This is a genomic window from Gynuella sp. (assembly GCF_050297175.1).
Lineage (GTDB): Bacteria > Pseudomonadota > Gammaproteobacteria > Pseudomonadales > Natronospirillaceae > Gynuella.
In genome coordinates this window covers 134,729-151,402 of record NZ_JBNKSF010000057.1, presented here as the reverse complement: position 1 = coordinate 151,402, position 16,674 = coordinate 134,729, and the positions used below count along the sequence as shown (strand labels likewise).

Here is a 16,674-nt window from a genome sequence, read left to right as displayed (position 1 = left end):
AGACACTGGCATAGTCTGTTTGCTCCAGGGCACCGGAGAGTCCAAGACTCAGGTTGTTTCGTTCAATGCTGAGTACAGGATCCGTTGTGAAGTCGGTACCGGCCAGTGTTTGCGTAAAGCGGTCCAGAACCTGCTGGCCCTCTGCATTGGTGATGACCAGTGAAACCTGATATTCACCCTCCGGCAGGTCTTCAAGTGCTAATGGGAAGACCGCAACATCGGCATTATCCGGATCTGCCTGAGCGGCGGCGATGTCTTCGGGAGACAGAACCCGCGAGCCGACATAGGCGGTATCAGTGGAGTCTTCCGGCAGGATTTGCTGCCACACCAGGGCGAGACTGCTGTAATCACCCAGGTTTTGCGGCAATACCGGGGTATAGCTGATGTTGAACGTATTGCCATCGGTGGAGCTGTTCAGAGTGATGTCATAGCTGGAATGTGTCACCGTGTGAGTTTCGGGTGACGCCAGGCCGATGGCGTCGCTGCTGTAGTTCTGACCAGCACTCTGCCATTGAATCCGGTAGTTTTGTCCGGCGTTCAGACCGGCTGGCAGTTCGGCACGGTAGTCATTGTCGCCGATGGCAACCAGGCTGTAGCTTTGACCGCCGATCACGATGGCGGGTTGCTCTACGCTGCTGTTGAAGTGTACCTGAGCGGCCAGATGATCACCGGACTGGATGATGCTGACTGACTCATACACTGCCGGCATGGTGACTTTATATTCCTCGGAGACGGTTTTGTTACCGCCAATACCCACGGAAACAACCCGGAAATAACGGGTTTCTCCCGCTTCCAAAGCCAACGATGCGCTCTGATTACCGGTGATGCCGGTTTTGCTGGCACCATTACCTTCGAGTGCGTTCCAGTTGATGTTGCCGTCACTGTCCACTGCACCGGCACGGGAGCCACTGTAGCTGACCACATAGGCACGGGGGCTGCCCTGCCAACTGATATTGAGGGTATCGGCGACTTCCACGGCGATATTGCTGGCCATTTCCGGATAGCTGCTGACTTCTCCGGTATAGGCCAGCGTCTGGTTGTTGCGGGTGTCGTACTGGAAGATGGATCCGGTGCCATCGGGTGACTGCATGCGGATCAGGTTGCCCATACCATCATAGGCATTGCGGGTGACGTAGGCGTTATCCACCTGGAACCGGCGATCACCGCTCAAACGGTTGTTCTGACTGTTGCGGAAATTAATGATGGCCTGGGTTTCCAGGACGCTTTTCACCGTTTCGTGCCCAAGACCATCGTAACCATACTGCGTGACCAGGTCGTTGCTGTCGAACGGTGCACCACTGATGGCGGAACCACCGTCGATTTTCTGGATTTCCTGGGTTAACTGGTTAAAGCCATCATAACTTTTCTCGATAACCTGATGACCGGAGCCGGCGCTGACCTGGGCTTTGAGGCTGGTCAGACTCTCATGCAGAAAATCGGTGGAGCTGACCCGGCCATTATAGCGGGCCTGCAGGACGGTATTGCCGTTGCCGTCGTAGCGGATTTCTGTCAGTACGTGTTTTTCATCAACGGCTGCAATCATGCGGTTGGCAGCATCAAAATAGAAGTATTCCGTGACGCTCTGTCCGGCGATGTTAGCCGCCCGGGTTTTGGCGATCTGGTTGCCATTCTGGTCGTAAACGAATTCAGTCGTGACGGGGGTCAGCAGATTACCGCCAGCGCGGGTGAACGTCGTAATGGCCGGAGTGGTTTCGCTGATCATGCGGTTGGCGGCATCGTAGCGGCGGGTCAGGTGATAGACCTGAACATTGCTGTCATCCACAAAGCTGAAGCCGCCGTTTGCACCGCCTTCAAACAGCCCGCCTTCGGGCAGGCGACCGCCGGTGAGACTGCTGGTCTGGACCGGTGCGCTGTACTGGTACTGTTCGAGGATGTTGTCCTGGGCGTCATAAACTGTTTCGGTCAGATACCCCATGGCGTCGATCTGAACGACCTGACGGTCTTTGTTGTCGTAATAGAACCAGGTTTTATGGCCATTACGATCGGCCTGCCAGGCCAGATTACCCCACTCGTCGTAGTGGTACTGTTCCGTAATGGCCGTATCACTGGAAGTGGTGGAAGGTTGTCCGGATGCGGTGTTCAGCGTGTAGTGTTCAATGTCGGCATAACGGGTCTGCAACAGCCGGCCGTTGTCGTCATAACTCATCCGTGTGGTGACTTTATGGGTATCACCGGGTTGAGGCTGAATATCTACGTTGTGGGCTGCCGCTCCAAGATATTGCAGGTATTCATGGCGTGCGGTCTGGTTCCCAAAAGCATTGTATTCGAAACCGGTATAGACATTACGGGCATTCAGCTCGCCAGTCTGGTTGCCATTGGCATCGAACCAGCGTGTGGTTTTGTAGCCGTCGGCATCGATGGTCTGCACTTCATGACCAAGGGCATCGAAGTGGTGTTCGACCACCCGTGACTCGGTGCGCACGACCCAATCACCCATGCTGGCGTCGTAGCGGGTAACCTCCGCTTCGGGCGAATGCTCACGAATCAGCCGGTTGGCGGCATCGAATTCATAGGTATAAATGCCACCGCGGGGATCGCGTTTGTACACCTGATTGCCGGTGCGGTCATAGCGATATTCGGTCTGGTCGCCAAGGGCATTGGTTTCCAGTGATACCCGGTTGTTCTGATCATACTGATAGGTGCTGCGGTGACCATTGCCGTCGATATAAGCAGTCTTATTACCGGCCAGATCGTATTCGTAGCGTTGCAGTATATGCAAACCGTTCGGATCAAACAGCTCGCCGGTCTGACGGTTGTTGAGGTCGTACTGGTACTCGGTGATCCGGACGGCATGGGGGTCGACCGAAGCGGCGGCTGCGGTGATGACCTGACGGACTTTGTTGCCGGCACCGTCATAGCTGAACTCGGTGACACTGCCGTCGACATCGGTAAAACGGGTCAAGCGATTGTTCAGGTCGTACTCGTAGTGCATGGTACGGCTGTGCTGACGGCTGCTGTCCCAATGAATTTCGGTCATCAGATTGTTGGCAGCGTCATAATGTTTTTCGGTGATCTGACCATCTGCAGACACCTGAGTCAGTTCGTTGCCGTTCTGGTCAAACATGCTGGAAACGACTCTGTCGTGGTTGGAGTCCTCCACAACGAGTGCGTTGACTGCCGTCAGGCTGAACCGGGTATTTTGGTCGAGACTGTTGAGGTCTACGCGGGTTGCATACTGCCGGGTCATGATGACATTGCCGGCAGCATCGTAGTCCATACGGGTGACCGCACCCGTACCATCCACCATCAGTTGCAGTTCATTGCGTAGATTGAAATAGTAGTAGGCGGTATGTCCTTGTGCATCGGTGACCGACGTTTGGTTGCCGAGTGCATCATAGGTATACAGGGTACGATTACCCAGACCATCAATGTCGGCGGTTTTGTGATTGTTTAGGTCATATTCCATGGCCGTATGACGCTGGTCGTCAGTACCCCAGGCAACCCATGTGTCGGTCAGGTTGCCGACCGCATCGTATTGATAACGGGTCTGAACACCATAGTCATCGGTTTCGGTTTCAACCTTACCCAGGCCATTGTAGGTGTAACGTGTGGTACTCCAGACCTGAGCGTCACCTTCACCGGACTGCAATATTGCCGTGGAGGCCTTCTGGCCGGCGGCGTTGTAGGTATGTACCGTGATGCTGCCACCGGCGCTGACGATACGAACCTGGCGTCCGGCCTGATCGTATTCATAGCGGGTCGTGCGGGGTTCGGTATTGGCAAATCCATTGGCGGCTATAGTTTCGGTGATGCGATCACCGTTGGCATTGTAGGTATAACGGGTTTCGCTGCCGGCGGCATCGGTCATGCTGATCAGACGACCGGCGGCATCGTATTCGAAACGTGAAGTGTTCACCTGTTGCAGGGCCAGCAGCGTGGCGTCTGTGCCGAGGTACAGTCCGTTTTCAACTTTAACCTGTTCGTTAAACGCGTTATAGCTGATCCGGGTACTGAAGCCCTGTGGATCCGTGGTCATGATTTCATTGCCACGAATGTCGTATTCGTGTCGGGTTTCGGCAAAATGATTACCGAAGAACAATGTGCTGGCGCTGCCCTGGCCGTCATCCTGCCCCTGACGTTCAACAATCAGATTACCCAATGTGTCGTACTCGTGGACGGTTTTAATACCGCCGGCCGAGACACTGACCACCATACGGCCCAAAATGTCGAAGGTGTTATGCTGCACACCGCCGTTGGCGTTGGTTTCCTGTATCTGATTGCCAAGGTCGTCGTATTTATATTCGGTTTTACCCCCTTCCGGATCAATGATTGCCAGCAGACGGTTTTGCAGGTCGTATTGATAGGTGGTGACGCGCTCTTCGCCCGTAACGCCTGCGGCCTGAATGGTTTTGATCTTGTTGCCGAGGGCGTCGTAGCGGTATTCGCTGACGCTGCCTTCGCCATCAATGGCACGCACGACCCGACCTTCCAGGTCAAACTCAAAATAGTCATCGCGTTGGCTGGTGGTGCCGTAGCCCAGGCTGCTCTGAACACGATTGCCCAGGGCGTCATAGACGTAATGGCTGATATCGCCGGCACCATTGATTTCGTCGGTGATCCGGTTATTGAGATCGTATTGGAAATGCTGTTGCCTGCTTTCCAGCAATTGCTCGCTGGAGGCATCCCATCGTCCGGTTGTCTGAGTGATCAGGTTACCGGCTTCGTCATAGACATAATGAGTGCGGATATCGGCTTCGGTGAGGCTGTTGTCTGACCAGGTCCGCTGCTCAGTCACGCGGCCGGCCAGATCGTAGGTGTATTCGGTTATCCGGGCTTCATCGCTATCAGCTGCATTGATCTGACGGATGGTATCGCCGTGACCATTGAGGACAAAACGGGTGCGATAAGCGTTGTGACTGCCATAACCATCAACCCGCTCGGTCAAGCGATCAGCCAGGTCATATTGATACGCAGTCTGACGCTGGCTGTCGCCGGTCTCGGCATCCACGGCTTCCTGGACCAGTGTGCGATTACCGCGCAGATCATATTGATAGCGGGTGATCACTCCGAGAGCATTGGTTTCCTCGACGATTTGATCGCGGGCGTCATAACGGTAGTGGGTCTGCCGCTGTATATCACCGTCGACCGGTTTCGGCAGTTCATCGCCGTAAGCTGACACTGGGGTGCTGTACTGGGTCGTGCTGAGCATGCGACCAAGGTCGTCATACTGATTGACTGTCAGATAACCCAGTGGTGACAGAGTACCGGTCTGCCGTCCCAGGATATCGAAGTATTGATAGGTGACGGCATAGCGGATTTCTCCACTGTTCAGAGTCGCAGGATCATCAGCCTGACGGCTGATCCGGGTTTGGTTGCCCAGCCGGTCATACTCGTAGCTGGTAGTGAATCCAAGTGGCGAGATGACCTGCTGCAGCCGTCCGTCGAGATCATATTGATAGTGTGTGGTCTGGGCTAGGGTGGTACCGGCGGCCCGGGTTTCCTGGATCAGCTGGCTCAGGCCATCGTATTGATAATCGGTCCGGATGCCTTCAGCATCAATGCTGGCAACCTTGCGGTTGTCCCGGTCGAACAGTTGGTGTGTCGTCCGTGCATCATCGGTTTGATAAGCTGTGGTCACGGCAATCTGATTACCGGCAGCATCGTATTGATAATGGGTAATTTCGCCTTCGCCATTGATTTCATCGGTCAGGCGGCCATCGTGATCATAGTGATATTGTGTGGTTCTGGCGTCTGTATTGCCGGCAGCAGCGGTCCGGCTGCTCACTTCACCAAACGCATTGTAGCGGGTTTCGGTGATCAGTAACTGCTCACTGCCATCGGCGTTTTGACCCAACACCAGTGCTTCACTGATGACATTGTCATTGCCGTCATATTGATAGCGGGTCTCGCGCTGATCCGCACTGCCGTAGGCATCAAAACGGGCAACGGCTTTGCCAAAATCGTTGAGCTCGTAGTGGGTGGTGATTTCCTGTTCAGTGCTCTGGGCGCTGATCATGTCGGTCAGCTGATCCGCCAGGTTGTAGCGGAATTCGGTTGTGCGCAACGCAGTACCGGAAAGCACGTCGACGCCTTCAAGCACAAAACGGCGGTTACCGCGCAGGTCGTAGTGGGTGTCGGTGATAAATCCATCGGCGCGGATTTCACGGACCTGACGGTCCAGTGCATCATATTCGTAGTGGACGCTGATACCTTCATCGCCTGGCAGCGCCTGCGGATCACCTTCTGCCGGGACACTGACGGGAACCCGGTATTGAGTGGTGGTGGTGACATTGCCAAATACATCGTACTGGTTACGGGTCAGCAGCCCTTCCGGACTGAGTTCATAAGTCTGCCGTCCGAGAATATCGAAGTACGCACGGGTTTCGGCGTAATGTTCCGCATTCACCTGCTGCCGGGTCAGGGTCCGGTTGCCAAGGCGGTCATAGGCATACTCGGTGATATAGCCTTCTGCACTGGTCTGCCGGATCATGCGGCTGTCGAGGTCGTACTGGTATTGAATGGTTCGTGCCGGAGTATCGTGGAGCTGGTCCGGGTTGACCGTTTCTGACACAACGTCGCCCAGTCCGTTCAGCTGATAGCGGGTCTCCACCCCCATGGCATCAATCATGGCCACGCGGCGGTTATCGAGATCGTAACGATAATGTTGGGTTCTGGCGTTATCAGCACCGACATTGACGGTGATAGCGTTGCGGTTGCCTACAGCATCGTATTGGTAACGGGTTTTAACCTGATTGGCATCGATCTGTTCAATCATGCGGCCATTGTCGTCATAGCGGTAGCTGACGGTCCGCTGCTCATCAGAGCCGGCTGCCTGAATGGTTTTTACCAGGTCACCGTGTGCATTGTACTGGCTGTCGGTGTGTATTTCGTGGCCATCGGCCAGAACAGTCGTCTGACGGACCAGACGGTCCTGATGGTCATAGTGATAATGGGTTTCACGCTGATCGGCGGTACCCCAGGCATCATATCGGGCCGTTGTTTTGCCAAAAGCGTTAACTTCGAAGTGAGTACTAACTTCTTCGCTGGAGCCCAGTGCCTCTATCTGTAAGGTTAGGTTGTTTGCATCGTTGTAGCGGTACTCCATGGTCCGCAGAGCGCTGCCATCGGCTTGTACCCCTTGATAGACAAAACGGCGGTTGCCGCGCAGGTCGTAGTCAGTCTCAATGATCAACCCGTCTGCCCGGATTTCGCGAATCTGACGATTCAGGCTGTCATAGCTGTATTGGGTTTCACGACCCTGATCACCGCTTTGGGGGTGTGGCAGTTCGCCATCTGCTGGCAGGCTGACCCGCTCTTCGTACAGGGTTCGGGACAGCAGGTTGCCAAACAGGTCGTAGTGGTTTTCGGTCAGATAACCTTCAGCGCTGACGCTGTGGGTCTGGCGTCCGAGGATATCGAAATATGCGTGGGTCTGAGCCCAGAGATTCTGATCTGCATCGACCAGCGTACGGGAAACTGTCTGGTTGCCAAGACGGTCATAACTGAACTCGGACCGGATACCTTCGGCACTGGTGGAAGCAATGACCCGGTTTTCGAGATCATACTGGTAATGGACGGTGCGTGGGGTACCCGTCGCATCGGCAATGACGGCCGTGCGATTACCGGCACCATCGTATTGATAGTGGGTTTCGGTTTGCTCGCCATCGATACTGACCACCAGGCGGTTGTCGCGGTCATAACGCCACAGTTGAACCCGTTGCTCAGCACTGTCGACTGCCAAAACGGCTTTGATCCGGTTGCCGGCACCATCGTATTCGTAGTGATGAGTGACCAGGCTGCTGCCCTGCAAAGGCAGTCGTTCTTCGATGAGCTGGTTCTTGGCATCGTAACGATAAAAACTGCTGCGCTGGTCAGCAGTGCCATAGGCCTCGATCCAGGCGATACGATTGCCGGCGGCGTCATATTCGTAGCGTTCGACAACGGCTTCACCGTCACCAAAAGGTTTGCGGGCTTCGATCAAACGATTATTGCGGTCGTAGCGATAATCGGTCTGTATCTGATCAGCCGAACCCCAGGCCTGGTACTGGGTTTTGATCTGACCGTCGGCGTAGTAGTCGAACCGTGTGGTCAGCGCAATTGATGTGCCGGCCGCCATTGTCTGGCTGATCAACCGGTTGGCTTTGTCATAGCTGAAAGCTGTGACTCGGGCATCTGCTGTGCCGGCGGCTTCGATCTGTTCAATACGATTGCCACGGGCATCATAAACTGTGCGGGTTTCGGTACCCGCCGGATTGCGCTCCAGAATCACACGGTTGTTATGATCGTAGGCGTATTCGGTCAGGCGGATGACATCATTGCTGACCGGCTCCGGCAACTGACCATCGGCAGGTACGCTGACGGGCGTATCGAACAGTTCACGGGCCGTGAGATTGCCCAGGGCATCGTAGTGGAACCGGCTCAGATATCCTTCGGCACTCAGCTGTTGTGAGGCACGGTTCAGGGCATCGAACCAGGTATGTTGTTCCTCGACGACCGAACCGTCGAGTGTGATGTACTGGCGACTCAGGATCTGGTTGCCAACAGCATCGTAGCCAAATTCGCGGCGGTATCCTTCGGCATCCACCTGAGCGCTCAGGCGATTCAGGCGATCATATTCAAAGCGGGTGTGCTGGTCCTGTCCGGGCTGCTCGATAATGACCGGTTGAGTGGCCAGTTCGGTGTCAGTCTGCGGTACGTTGGCCGGTTGGGCATAAAGCGTTTTGGCAATCTGGTTGCCGGCGGCATCGTATTCAAAATAAGTGAGATAACCTTCGCCATCGATAGCGTACAGCGCCTGATTGGCGGCGTTGTAGTAGGTGGTCTGGCGATGTCCTTCCGGATCGATGACCTGTATCCGGTTGCCATTGCCATCATAAACATAACGGGTCAGGCCGCCTTCCGGATCGGTAATGCTGGCAACGCGATTATTCGCGTCATAGGCGTACAGGGTTTGATATCCCTCCGGATCCGTCACGATGGTACGGTTGTTGGCTTCATCGTAGACGAAACTGGTGCGATGACCCTCACCATCGATCTGCGCTTTCAGCTGATCATCGGCGTAGTATTCGAATGTTTCTGTGCTGGCGGCCGCAGTATTGGCAGCGTAGGTGATGCTGGTGCGGTTATTGACCCGGTCATAGCGGTAATGGGTTTCCACGCCATCGGCTTCAGTTCGCTGGACGATCAGGCGGTTTTTATCGTCGTATTCAAAGCTTTGAACGTTGTGGTTGGCGTCGGTAACCGACAAGCGGTTGCCCACTGCATCGTAGCTGATGCTGGTTTCACCCCCGAGGGCGTCCACTACCTTGATAACCCGGTTCAGGGCGTCAAACGTGGTCGTTGTGGTGTTGCCATTCTGGTCGGTGCTGGTGATCTGATTGTAGACCGCATCGAATGCCTGAGTACGAATCCCACCTTCGGCGTCTATGACTTCACGCAGATTACCCTGGGCATCATAGGAATACCGGGTGATGGCTTCAGCGGCAGTCCCGGCGGCGGTTTTGACCTCGATCTGCTGACCCAGAACGTTGTATTGGTAGGTGGTGACCCGGTCCTCACCATCATCCATCAGTGTGGTGGTGCTGATCAGGCGGTTTCCAGGATCAAATTCATACCGGCTGTGATGACCATTGGCATCGATGATGCCGATGCGATTACCGACTCCATCATATTCATAACGGGTTTCGAAGCTGAGCGGATCAATCATTTTGACCGTGCGACCCAGCGCGTCATACACATAACGGGTGCTATTGCCACGGCCATCGGTTATCCGCAGACGTTGACCCAGCGCATCGTATTCATAGTGGCTGGTGTGACCTTCTTCGTTGGTCTGGCTGAGCATCCGGTTATTGAGGTCGTAGCTGTAATTGACGCTACGGGCATCGTCTGTTCCGGCGGCCCGGGTCTGGGTCAACAGGTTGCCAAAGGTGTCATAACTGCGGGTGGTGGTGGTTTCAACAGCGGTGCCTGCGGCCTCAGTCGCAGTTGTCAGCCGGTTCAGCAGATCATACTGGTAAGTACTGATGCGCCCGGCTTCGTCTTGTGACCAAACCAGATTGCCGTTGCCATCGTAACGTGAGGTACGGCTGTCACCGGCAGCATTAACCTGTTTGATGGCCCGGTTCAGCGCATCATAGGTCATGGTGGTGGTGCGATCGAGATGATCGGTGACAGAAGTTTGGTTGCCCACCCGGTCATAGGTGAAATGCTGGGTGTAAGCTTCCTGCAGGGCTGCACGGTCTGCGGCGGACAGGTTTTCCACCAGCCGTTCATAGCCCATGGATTCACGCAGTTGTTGATACAATGCCAGGTTGCTGTACTGCAGCGCATTACCCACGCCGTCCGTCTCGGCAATCAGGTTGCCGAATTCATCGTAAACATAGCTGTTGATCTGAGCGTGATCGAGGTTTTCCAGCTGGTATTCGGACTGTCCGGTAATGGCATTTTCAGCCATAACCAGTTCACCTTGGCTGTTTCGGGCAATATCAACGCCGATTTCCACGCTTGTGCGCTGACCTATGGCATCGTAGGTAAAGCGGGTAAAGACACCGTTGGCATCCTCAACCAGGGCCTGGCGGTTGTTTTTGTCAAAATAAACATGAGTGGTGGCACCGTTTTCGTTACGCACAGAGACGGCATTGCCATTATTGTCGTAACCGTATTCGATAGTGTAGCGTTGCTCTTCACCGGTAGCTGGATCTGCCACCGCGGGTTTGATTTCACGTACCACTCGATTGTTGTGGTCGTATTCGTATTCCGTGGTGTAACCCAGCGCATCAACGACGGCAATCCGGTTACCGACCGCGTCATAGCCATAACGGCTTTCCGCACCTTCGGCGTCGGTCTGAACAATGAGTTGGTTTTCTTCATCAAACACGTATTTCAGGATCTGTCGGCGCAGTTCCGGTAGTTGCGCGCCAATAACGACGACGACTTGGTTATTGTTCTGGTCGTACTGAAATTGGGTGACCTGACCGTAGGTGTCTGTGCGACTGGCCAACAGGCCGTCGGCGTTATAGACAAACTCAGTCAAGGCACCATTATTGTCTTCGACGCTGATACGGTTACCCAGACCATCGTATTGATAGTGGGTGGTGTACTGCACTGCGTTGTCTTGACCGTTTTTAACGACTGGGGTTGTGACCTCCAGCAGTTCATTGCGGGTGTTATATTGGTAGGTGGTCACCCGGCCTTCGGCGTCTATAACTTTGGTCTGGTTGCCGACGATATCGTAATAATAACGGCTGACATGACTTGGCTCGTCAACGGTCGCCGAAGTTTCAATGACCGAAACCAGGCGGTTGTTCAGATCATAGATACGAATGGTGGTATGACCGTTGGCGTCGGTGATGCTGATGCGGTTACCGACTGCGTCATACGTGTAAGACGTGGTATTGCCCTCAGGATCGGTCATGGACAGAAGGCGGTTGTCGGCGTCGTAACGGTAGGAGGTGACGCCACCGTTACCATCAATTTTTTCAACCAGATTGCCAAAATGGTCATAACGGTTGAAGGTATGGACGCCCTCTGGATCGACGGTTTCAATATTGTTGCCAAAGGCATCGTAGAAATATTGAGTGATCTGTTGGGTTTCCGGGTTATTCAGGTCACTACTGTCGAGATAGACAATCTGACGCGATACATTGCCATAGGCATCGTATTCGTAACGCGTCATGTCACCGCCGGGATCTGTCTTCTGGATCAGGTTCTGATGTTCATCATACGTCATGGTAGTGGTGAACAGGGTCAGAATATCCCCTTTGTCCTGCGCTGACAGATCCGCTAAATCGGCAGCAAATCCGAGTGCCACCCGCTTGGCCTGATCGGCTGCAGTATTGCCATTGATCAGAGCATAACCTTCAGCAGAGGTTGATGATTGCAGCTTATTGAACTCAGTGTATTCGAAGGTGGTGATTGAACCGTTGTTGTCTTCTGCATAGACCAGATTGCCGTTGTCATCGTATTGGTAGTAGCTGGTATAAGCTTCTTTCAGTTGATTGATTTCGTGCCAGTTCAGATGACGTGCCAGCTTACCCTGGCCGGCAGCATCGACGATGCCCATTTGTGCCCGCAGGTCGCGGTAATAGGGGGTGTCACTGTGGGTGATGGCCCAGCCATCGGCGTTGGTGACGGCAGTGACATCGCCATTGGCGTTGTATTCGTAGTGAGTCCGATAACCTTGTTGATCCACCGTGTCGCTGAGATAGCCGTTACTTAAGTAACTGAATTCAACGGCATGCATGGCGCGAATCATTTCAGTCTGGGCAAACTGATGGTGGTCCCAGGCGTTGTAGTATTTATAGTAACCATGCTCAGTGCGCCACTGGACATACTTAGCCTCATTGGAGAAGGCCCGCGCATTGCCAAGTGAGTCAACTACCCGGGTACTGCCACCGTGGTCGAGTGGGTGTTCACGGAACGGATCATTGAAGCGGTTGTCGGGGAATGAGACAAAGTCATATTCGAAACTGGTGATACCGCCTTCGGCGTCGATAATCCGGCTGACCACCGGGCCAGCCGCACCCGGGACCAGAGCATAATCAAATGAAATAACGCGACGTTGATAGTGTTCTGTCTGGCCGTCCACCTGTTGCTCAGAGGGCAGCTCGATACGGCTGAGGTAACCGCTGGGGGTATAAAAATACTTGGTGCTGTGCCCTGCACGGTCGATGACTTCGGTCAGCAGTCCGGCAAAATAATGATATTCCACCAGCACGGTATTGGTTTCGTCAGTGATACGATGCAGGTAGCCATGGTGGTATTCGTAATTGATTTGATGGCCCTGGTCATCTTTGATTTGTACCAACCGGTCATAACGGTAGATGTAGTCCATACGCACACCATTGGTGTCGATGGAGGCCTCAAGGCGACCATGGTGGTCGAATTGCAACTGAGTCTGGTCGGCCCGGGTCAGAATATAGACCGGGTCATGGAAGCCATGAGGGTGGGCATATTCGATGGTTTCGTAAGCGCCGGATCCTTCGGTGGCAACATACAACCTCTGGTTGCGGTCGTACTCGAAGGAGTAGACGGAGCCGTCTCCGTATTCCACTTCGATTAGATGTCCCGGTACAACCACGCGGATGGATACGCTGCTGGAAAGCGTCCATTGTGCGCCATCAAATTCGAAGGCGTCTGAGTGAATGTCGCGGGAGTTATAGGTACGTACCAGGCGGAAGTCCTCTCCCATGCTGGGCAGATAGACATCCTGATGTTCGATCACTACGTTGCCGTTGGAAACATTGACGGTAATGTGTTCATCGGCGCCGGTGCTACTTTTGCCTGTGCCATCCTGGCGGTTAAGAATATTCTCGGAAGAATCTTGTGTACCGAGTTCATTTCCAGCAATCAAAGAAATTGTCATTGTAGCCCCACACGTATTCTGATCAGTTGAAACCTGCCTTACCTGGCAGGCTCAAAGTTGATTTGGTGTGATGAACCGGTATTTTTCATACCACTCTGATAACGCCTGAAGCCGGTTCATCGTAATTTTGGGTATATCCATGGTTTGTGATCGGTGGTTCAGTTTTTGGTGTTCTCTTTACAAAAAATTCACAATTGTCCGGTGCATTTTGCTCCTTTGCTGTACGGTTGTTTTCAGTATTGTTTCTGACATACTGGCCGCCGCATTACGTGTGGTTCAAATCAACAGATGGAAAAGTGCATGCCTCTCATCAGGAAATTTTCTGCATTACTGTCATTGGCCTTACTGGCAGGTGGCGCGCAGGCCTTGGAAAACTCAGAAAGTCCATTTTTTCGCGTCTCGGATCAACGCTCTATCAGGTGGGGTGGGATCAGTATCAGTCAGGGTGAGGATGTGGGATATGTCAGTCTTGGCATTATCGATACTCAATTGCCGATAGGCGACGGGACTCGTGTTCCGGCGCAGCTTACGAGTTCGTATTATTTTGACGATGGCCTGAATAACCATGATGAACTGGCCCATGGCATGCTGAACACCGAGTCAGGCCTGATCAATCTCCGGGTCAATCTTCTCAGCGGCGACTGGCGCGAAAAAAACGATTTCAACGCTGATCATTTTTCCGGTATCTGTGCGTTTCAGGAATATGCTGAAGGGCTTTGCCGCTGGTCAATTGATGCTGGTGTACGCATGATCGGTTTTGAGAACCAAAAAGGCGATGACGATACCACCACCGTTGCGTATGCCGCGCTTGGTTCGCAGTTTGATATCCCGGTTCCGGGTCGACATTCCGTCTATCAGCGGTTGACCTTATCGGGCTTTTTTAACATTCAGTATTTTGATAAGGCAGAAATTTATCGTTCTTATCGCCATTCTTCGGTGGTGGATCTTGATAATACTGTGCGCTCTGTCGATCTGGCTTTGAACTTTTCTTTGAATCAACATTGGGCGTTGCAGTTGTCCGGTCCGGTGTATGCTTCCAAAGAATCACTGAGTCGTACCGGTACCTTGACCCTGGCCTATCGGCCATTCCGGATAGAGAAATAATTCTCAGCAATCTGCAATCAGACTGAACGTTCGGTCTGTTCGCTGTTCTGCAGTGTCAGAATGGCCTGTTTATGCAGTTGGGATATTCGGGTTTTAGATAGTCCGAGCAATTGACCGATTTCCTCAAACCCGAGTTGTCCGTAATAGTGTAATTCGATGATTTGCTTTTGTGGTGCCGGCAGGCTCTGTAACCTGCTTTTCAGCTTCGCTTTGATATTGTCTATGGCACATGACTGATACGGTGTGGTGGCACTCTGAGAACTGGCTGCTTCGTCATTATCATCAATGATGGGGGCGTTTGCCGATGTTTCCGGTTCGGACTCAAAAATCGCATCGACCAGTTCGATGTATGCAAGGCGGATAATGGATTCGCCGATATTGTGAAAACTGGCATTGTCCTGGTCCAGGTCGCTGAGTACCGATTGGCTGCGGGCCTTTTTCAATTTCTTCTGATAGTCGTAAAAACTGGCGCGCTCACTGGTATGTTTGAGACTGTTGAGAATCTGACCGCGAATTCGGTAGTTGGCATAAGTCATGAACTCTGCACCGCTATCCGGCTGGTAGCGCTCAATGCTGTCGTGCAGTGCGATCTGTGCTTCCTGAATGTAGTCGTCGAGTTCGCTGATATCGCTACCGTAGAGTTTGTACAGATGTTTGGCGATGATCACTGACGCTGGCCGATAGTGTTTCATCAACCGGTGCCGGTTACCGGTATCCCGCTGCTGCATAAACTGTTGCCACAGTTCCCGCTCAACCTGTGTATCCCTGGTAGCCGGCACCTGTCCATCTCCTCTCAGGAAAAGCTGCCGACCAGCGCCCGGGTAATTAGATTCCAGCCATCAATCAGGACGAACAACAGCAGTTTGATTGGCAATGAAATCATCATGGGCGGCACCATTAGCATGCCCATGGACATCAATATGGCGGCAACCACCAGATCCACCAGCAGGAAAGGCAGGAAGATAATGAAGCCGATCTGAAACGCTGTCAGCATTTCACTGAGCATAAAGGCGGGAACCAGTGCAATGAAACTGACCTGTTCCAGGGTGTCAGGCAGTTCCTGCCCGGAAAGGCTGAGCATCAGTTCGAGATCTTCTTCCCGGGTCTGGTAAATCATAAAGCGTTTGAGTGGTACTTTTGCCGCATCTACCGCCTCCGGCAGGCTCAATTCGCCCGCTTGGTAGGGGGTGTAGGCAGCCTGATTCATATCATCGATAACCGGCATCATGGTGAACAGGGTTAGAAACAGTGCCAGGCTGACCAGCACCGTATTCGGGGGAGTCTGCTGCATCCCAAGTGCCTGACGCAGTATGGCCAGTACCAGAATGATGCGGGTAAAGGAGGTCATGACGATCAGCAGGCCGGGCGCCAGGCTCAGCACCGTCAAAACCAATAATATCTGAATGACCTGACTGACTTCGCCTGGATTGTCGGTATTGATGGACAATCCGCCAATACCAAAATTTTCCGCCATGGCCGATGAGCTTAAAACGATACAGCTGAACAGAATTGTCAGAACGGACTTCATTGACCGGCTTCATCCTCAGAGGTTGAGAGGTGGGTGGGTTGTGCCTCATTGGGCTGGCTGTTGTGGGGTTGCACGACAACGGACTGGGGGCTTTCAACCACAATGTAACGGCTGCCGTCCACTTCCACCAGAATCATGCGGGATCGGGTGGAAATTTTCCGCGCAGATAGTATTTCGATTCGGTGCTGGGAAGTCTGCCAGGGCAGACCAGGTTGATCATGGCGGTTGCTCAGGCGTTTGATCCAGCAGCTGATAAACCACAACACCGTCACACAGATGAGTGCCAGTAGCAGGGAATATAAACCCTGCCAGAGCCACTCTGAAGAAGACTGTTTGAACGGCAGTGCGGCATAGGCCATCGATGGTGTCGTGAGCACCGCCAGCATCAGACTGAGTTTCGTCATCATGATGCGATTTCGGTCACCTTCACACCAAACTGATTACCGACGACCGTCAGCATGCCGCGGGCGACGACTTTGTCTTTCAACAGCAGTTCGACCGGATCATCAACGGATTCCAGCAAAGGAATCACACTGTCCTCGGCCATTGAAAACAATTCTTCGACACTCAAGCGCGCTTTGCCAACGCGAACCTGAAGCTCTACTTCAATGTCTTTGAGATAATCCATGTTCTTATCCAGGATAGGGTGGCCTGTTCCTTTTGACGGTTCCACTTCCTGCAATTCCACGTCATTCATGTTGTTTTAACCTTTGCTTGT

At 53.4% G+C, this 16,674-nt stretch carries 6 protein-coding genes; 1 reads left to right on the top strand and 5 read right to left on the bottom strand.

Annotated features, from left to right (window positions below; genetic code table 11):
* On the bottom strand, positions 1–13,324 hold a 13,324-nt coding region (locus ACQY6I_RS21905; protein ID WP_428243672.1), incomplete at its 3' end, for a DUF6531 domain-containing protein.
* A gap of 300 nt (positions 13,325–13,624) precedes the next feature.
* Between ACQY6I_RS21905 and ACQY6I_RS21900 the strand changes: the two genes are divergently transcribed.
* Positions 13,625–14,428 carry a hypothetical protein gene (locus ACQY6I_RS21900; protein WP_428243671.1) on the top strand — a complete coding sequence of 268 codons (804 nt, stop codon included), beginning with the start codon at positions 13,625–13,627 and terminating at the stop codon, positions 14,426–14,428.
* Between the two features lie 17 nt (positions 14,429–14,445).
* On the opposite strand, the gene ACQY6I_RS21895 is transcribed toward ACQY6I_RS21900, so the two are convergent.
* Genes ACQY6I_RS21895 through ACQY6I_RS21880 form a run of 4 tightly spaced genes read right to left on the bottom strand, consistent with a single transcriptional unit; the run spans position 14,446 to position 16,653 of the window.
* Positions 14,446–15,207: a sigma-70 family RNA polymerase sigma factor gene (locus tag ACQY6I_RS21895; RefSeq protein ID WP_428243670.1), complete on the bottom strand. Its 762-nt coding sequence runs from the start codon at positions 15,205–15,207 to the stop codon at positions 14,446–14,448.
* A 14-nt stretch (positions 15,208–15,221) separates the two neighbouring features.
* On the bottom strand, positions 15,222–15,956 hold the full coding sequence (gene fliP / locus ACQY6I_RS21890; protein WP_428243669.1) for a flagellar type III secretion system pore protein FliP: 735 nt from the start codon (positions 15,954–15,956) through the stop codon (positions 15,222–15,224).
* Positions 15,953–16,363 carry a hypothetical protein gene (locus ACQY6I_RS21885; RefSeq protein WP_428243668.1) on the bottom strand — a complete coding sequence of 137 codons (411 nt, stop codon included), beginning with the start codon at positions 16,361–16,363 and terminating at the stop codon, positions 15,953–15,955. Before ACQY6I_RS21885 ends, fliP begins: the two co-directional genes overlap by 4 nt.
* Positions 16,360–16,653, bottom strand: coding sequence for a FliM/FliN family flagellar motor switch protein (locus tag ACQY6I_RS21880; RefSeq protein ID WP_428243667.1), 294 nt, complete (start codon positions 16,651–16,653; stop codon positions 16,360–16,362). Before ACQY6I_RS21880 ends, ACQY6I_RS21885 begins: the two co-directional genes overlap by 4 nt.
* Between the last annotated feature and the right edge of the window lie 21 nt (positions 16,654–16,674).